Raw genomic sequence first — 5,250 nt, 5'->3', positions numbered from 1 at the left:
CCGGCACGAGCGTCAGATTGCCGTCCAGCGCGAGGTACACATTGGCCAGCGTCTGCGCCTCCACGCCTTGCACAGCGTCGACCACCAGAATCGCACCCTCGCACGCCGCCAGCGACCGCGACACCTCGTAGGCGAAGTCGACATGGCCGGGCGTGTCCATCAGGTTGAACACGTAATCCTTGCCGTCCTTGGCGCGGTAGGCGAGCCGCACCGTCTGCGCCTTGATGGTGATGCCGCGCTCGCGCTCGATGTCCATGGAATCGAGCACCTGCTCCTTGCCCGCCATTTCGCGGTCGGAGAGGCCGCCGGTCATCTGGATCAGGCGGTCGGCCAGCGTCGATTTGCCATGGTCGATATGCGCGACGATGGAGAAGTTTCGGATGTTGGGAATGGGGGCGGTCGTCATGGCCGGCGGGATAGCATTCGAACCATGAAGCGGCAACCATAATGGGGCTCGCTATAGTTCGATGAAACTTGGTCGAATCGCATCTACCCACGAGCACGCTGTTTCTCCCCTCCCCGTTGCGGGGAGGGGTCTGATACCCCCCTCCCCAGTCCTGCCCCGCAGGGGGGAGGGAGGGGACCTCCGATGCGGCTCGAATCGAACCTCATCTCGTCATGCGGCGGGCCCAACCTCACGCCAAGCTGATTCCACCTGACGTCAAAACACGCTACCGGTGGGGCCATGTCGACCACGTCCTACCTGCCGGCCACCACGCGTGCGCGCCGGAGCTTCCGCATCCGCCGCCTCGCGGCCTGGCTTGCGCTGCGCGCCCGTGATCCGGACACCGGTCTCTGGCTGGTGGTCACCTTTGCGCTCGTGCACGGCTTCATCTGGACGCTGGCTCTGATCAATCTGAAGGCGGCGCAGGACGTTCACATGGACGTCGCAGAAGCTTTTGCCTGGGGCCAGAAGTTCCAGCTCGGCTATGGCAAGCATCCCCCGCTGGCGGGCTGGATCGCGGGCCTGTGGTTCTCGTTTTTCCCGGTCAAGGACTGGGCGACCTATGCGCTCGCGATGACGACGCTCGGCTGCGGGCTGGTCATCTCCTGGTTCATCGCGCTCAGGGTCGTCAACCGCCGACGTGCGTTCTTTGCCGTCGTGGTGCTGGCGCTCTATCCAATCTTCAACTTCAAGGGTTTCAAGTACAATCCTGACCTGCTGCAGCTCGTCACGCTGCCGCTTCTGGTGCTTGCTTATCTCAACGCGTTCGAGAAGCGCTCGTGGCTATCAGGCATCCTGCTCGGACTTGCGGGCGCCGCCGCGCTGATGACTAAATACTGGGTGCTGACCATGATCGGCGCCATCGGCCTTGCGGCACTCATCCATCCCGAGCGCTGGCGTTTTCTGGCTTCGCCTGCGCCATGGGTCGGAATCGCAACGCTGATCGTCGCGATGATCCCGCATCTGATCTGGCTGAAGGAGGTGGACTTCGTCCCGCTCACCTATGCCGGCGATGTCTATGGGCTCTCCAGCCGCGCGCAGAGTGCAAAGCTGGTGCTCGGCTATATCGGGCACAATCTGGCGCTGCTGGCACTGCCGATCGCGCTGGCGGCGCTGGTGCTGATGTGGCCGCCGCGGTTTGCGAGGAGGATTTGGGCGGGCGGCCCCAATCCCGGCATCAACACGGCGCAGGCGCGCAATGTCTGGATGATCCAGGCCATCGTCGCGGTCGGCCCGCCGCTCGGCGGTCTGTTGTTCACGGTCTACATGAAGACCGATTGGGGAATCTCCCTGTTCTTCCTGGTGCCGCTGGCAGTGGTCGCGCTGCCGCGCTTGCGGTTGCGCGAGATGGCGCTGTTTCGCATCGTCGTGGTGTGGCTTGTGCTGTCGCTTGCGACATTGGCGGCATCGCCGCAGATTGCCGTGCTCGAAATGACTGCCAATCCCAACGGCGCATCGGGCTACGGCGCGCGCTCGCAGCTCGCCCGCGAGCTGACGCAGGCCTGGCACACGCGGTTCGTGTCGCGCTGGGCCGTCGTCGCCGGCACTACCGAAGTCGGCGAGCCGATGACGTTTTATAGCGCAGATCATCCGGCGCCCTATACGCCGGGCGAGCTCTGGTCGTCGGGCCTGACCTCGCTCGAGGAAGCCAAACGCCTCGGCTTCATCGGCATCTGCGATACGACCGATCCGCGGCTGCCGGTTTGCGAAGCCTGGATGAATAACAACGCTAAAAATGCCGAGCAGCTCGTGATGACCACGCAGCGCTTCTTCGGCGGCCATGCCGGCCCTTCGATCGCCTGGAAAATCTGGATCGTGCCGCCGGGACAGTAGCTGCTGTAGGGTTGGCAAAGCGAAGCGTGCCCACCATCGCGAGTGACGTCGCGAGTGACGGTCGCGGCAAGATGGCGGGCACGGCGCGAAGATGCGCCTTTGCCCACCCTACCGGCGCCCGCGTGAGCGGGGCGATGCTACATCGTCTCTTCGTGAAACTTGTCGGCGACCAGCGTGGTGATCGCCTCCATTGCCGCTTCGGCTTCGGGGCCCTTCGCAGACACCAGGATCCTCGTTCCCGGCCCGGCCGACAGCATCATCAATCCCATGATCGAGGTGCCGCCGACGGTCTCGCCGCCACGCGTCACCCAGACGTCAGCGTTGAAGCGCTCCACCGTCTGGACGAATTTCGCGGACGCCCGCGCATGCAGGCCGCGCTTGTTGATGATCAGGAGTTCTCTAAAAATCGCCCCTTTGGGCACGCTCTGCCCGGGGTCGTTGGGAGAGGACGCGTCCTCGTCGGTCATTTGCCGGCAAGCACCCGGCTGGCGATCGTGACGTATTTGCGGCCGGCTTCCTGCGCCATCGCAATGGCGTCGGGCAGCGAGCGCTCCTCGCGTACCTTTGCGAGCTTGACCAGCATGGGAAGGTTGATGCCCGCGAGCACTTCCACTTTCGGGCGGCTCATGCAGGAGATCGCGAGGTTGGACGGAGTGCCGCCGAACATGTCGGTGAGGATGGCTACGCCATCGCCGCTGTCGACGCGATTGACCGCTTCGATGATGTCGCTTCTACACAGATCAGAGTCGTCCTCGGCTCCAATCGTGACTGCCTCGATTTGTTTTTGAGGACCCATGACGTGTTCGAGCGCCGCCCTGAACTCATCGGCGAGGCGCCCGTGGGTCACCAATACCAGACCAATCATCGAAAACTCCTCGCGGGCGCCCCTTTGGTGCACCGCACGAACGCGCCACTTTGACCATCCAGAGCCCCCGCGCAAGGGGGTCCTGAGCGAATCTCCCTGGATCTTACGCTAGGAGGAGGGGCTGCGCCGGTCTATTCGGTCGCGATAGTGGGGTGCATATGGTTACCAATTCCCTTCCAACAATGGCCGGAATGGTTACCGGACCATGAACTTTCGGTTGTTGTTAGCGCCGCGATCACCAGCGGAAGTGGTGAAAAACCTGACGCGACGGGGATACGCGGTACGACTATACTGTCTATCCGGGTCGACAGCGAACCCGGAGAGGGCAGGCGCTCGGCGTCATCAGCCGAGAGGTCGACAACCAGGCCGACGGGAACCTCTGATGCATATTCGCAACAGCGGAGACCTAATCCGCGAATTTCGATCAGACCGGCAAGCGCGGCCGCCGGTCGAACGACCAGTTGACCGCCCGCGACGTCGAGGTGGACGCGGTCGTCCCCGACTAGGACGGCCGGTGGAATCTGCCCGGCGCGCCCGGCCAGAATGAGATCGAAGGCAAGGCGCGATTTGCCCGCGCCCGACGGCCCGCGGATCAGGACCGCCCGAAGCCCGACTTTGACGGCGGAGGCGTGAACGCTCGCGACACCAGGACCGCTCATTGCGACGGCAGCCTCACCACGAAACGCGCACCGGCGACTGTCGGTGCGCCATCAGGCCCCGCGGGACCCGGACGATTTTCCGCCCAGATGCGTCCGCCATGGGCCTCGATGATCTGTTTTGAGATCGACAGCCCGAGGCCTGAATTCTGTCCAAAGCCCTGGTGCGGCCGGTCGGTGTAGAAGCGCTCGAAGATCCGCTGCAGGGCATCCTCGCGAATTCCCGGACCGTCGTCATCGACGACGACCTCGATCTCGGCGCGCACATGGCGGCACACGATGCGCACCTTGCCGCCGGCATCGGAGAACGACTGCGCATTGGAAACCAGATTGGTGATCACCTGCCCGAGCCGCGAATCATGGCCGGGCACGGAGAACATATCGCCCGGCGCCTTGGCCTCGAAGCGAACTTCGACCGCGACGTCGTGGCCGAGCCGCGTTTCATTGGCGACCGAGGTCAATGTCGTCAGCAGGCGCCTTATATCGACCGGCGCCATGTCCTGCCGCTGCAGCTCCGCGTCGAGCCGGCTCGCATCCGAAATATCCGAAATCAGCCGGTCGAGGCGCCGCACGTCGTGTTCGATCACCTCGAGCAGCCGCGCCCGGCTGCTCTCGGTGCGCGCCAGCGGCAGGGTCTCGACGGCCGAGCGCAGCGAAGTCAGGGGATTCTTCAGTTCGTGGGCGACATCGGCGGCGAACATCTCGATCGCCTCGATGCGGTTGTACAGCGCATCCGTCATGTCGCGGAGTGCACCGGAGAGATGGCCGATCTCGTCGCGGCGCTGGGTGAAATCGGGGATTTCGACGCGGGTTTTGATGCGGCGGCGGACGCGTTCGGCGCTGGAGGCGAGGCGATGGACGGGGCCGGCAATGGTGCTGGCAAGCAATAGCGACAGCACGATCATGACCGCGGAGGCCACGCCGCCGACCTTGAGGATCGCAAGCCGTTCGGCGGTCACCATCTGGTCGATGTCGTCGCCCTGGGTCGAGAGCATCAGCGCGCCGTGAATCGCGCGCGAGCGCTGCACCGGGACGGAGACCGAGACGATCACCTCGCCGCGCGAATTGACCCGCACCATGCTGCGCTTCTGGCCCTTCAGCGCATCGGTGACTTCCTCATAGCCGTTGCCGTTCTCCGGGCCGAGCTCGCGATAGAGCGGCAGGTCGCCGCGGTTGAGCCAGGTGCGCACCGCGATCATGGCGCGCTCGGCAATCCCGGGCTTTTCCGGCGACGGCGGCGGCAGGTCGAAGCGCAGCACGTTCTCCAGATTGCGGCTGTCGAGGATCATGCCGCCATTGGGGTCGTAGATGCGGGCGCGGGTCTTGGTCGGCGAGATCAGGCGCCGAAGAATCGGCGCGATCCTTTCCGGATTGATGGCGAACTCGTAGCTGTCGAACTTATCGAGCGGCGAGACGCTCTGGCCGACCTGGAGGTTGAGGAGCTTGTCCGG

6 protein-coding genes are annotated in these 5,250 nt (G+C 64.4%); 1 reads left to right on the top strand and 5 read right to left on the bottom strand.

Annotated features, from left to right (window positions below):
* On the bottom strand, positions 1-406 hold a 406-nt coding region (locus JOZ76_RS03410; protein ID WP_291697220.1), incomplete at its 3' end, for a GTP-binding protein.
* A gap of 279 nt (positions 407-685) precedes the next feature.
* Between JOZ76_RS03410 and JOZ76_RS03405 the strand changes: the two genes are divergently transcribed.
* Positions 686-2,278, top strand: coding sequence for a glycosyltransferase family 39 protein (locus JOZ76_RS03405; RefSeq protein ID WP_291697219.1), 1,593 nt, complete (start codon positions 686-688; stop codon positions 2,276-2,278).
* A 137-nt stretch (positions 2,279-2,415) separates the two neighbouring features.
* Here JOZ76_RS03405 and JOZ76_RS03400 read toward each other — a convergent pair whose 3' ends face one another.
* The 4 genes from JOZ76_RS03400 to JOZ76_RS03385 form a co-directional block, all read right to left on the bottom strand.
* Positions 2,416-2,745, bottom strand: a complete 330-nt coding sequence (locus JOZ76_RS03400) for an HPr family phosphocarrier protein (RefSeq protein WP_291697218.1) — start codon at positions 2,743-2,745, stop codon at positions 2,416-2,418.
* A complete protein-coding gene (locus tag JOZ76_RS03395) occupies positions 2,742-3,143 on the bottom strand; it encodes a PTS sugar transporter subunit IIA (protein ID WP_100420226.1) in 402 nt (133 codons plus the stop codon). The genes JOZ76_RS03400 and JOZ76_RS03395 overlap by 4 nt, the downstream gene beginning before the upstream one ends.
* 131 nt (positions 3,144-3,274) lie before the next feature.
* A complete protein-coding gene (locus JOZ76_RS03390; protein WP_291697217.1) occupies positions 3,275-3,802 on the bottom strand; it encodes an HPr kinase/phosphorylase in 528 nt (175 codons plus the stop codon).
* The coding region (locus JOZ76_RS03385) for a stimulus-sensing domain-containing protein (protein WP_291697216.1) at positions 3,799-5,250 on the bottom strand (1,452 nt) is incomplete at its 5' end. The genes JOZ76_RS03390 and JOZ76_RS03385, both read right to left, overlap by 4 nt.

It is taken from the genome of Bradyrhizobium sp. (genome assembly GCF_019244115.1).
GTDB lineage: Bacteria > Pseudomonadota > Alphaproteobacteria > Rhizobiales > Xanthobacteraceae > Bradyrhizobium.
This window is presented reverse-complemented; position numbering and strand designations above follow the sequence as displayed.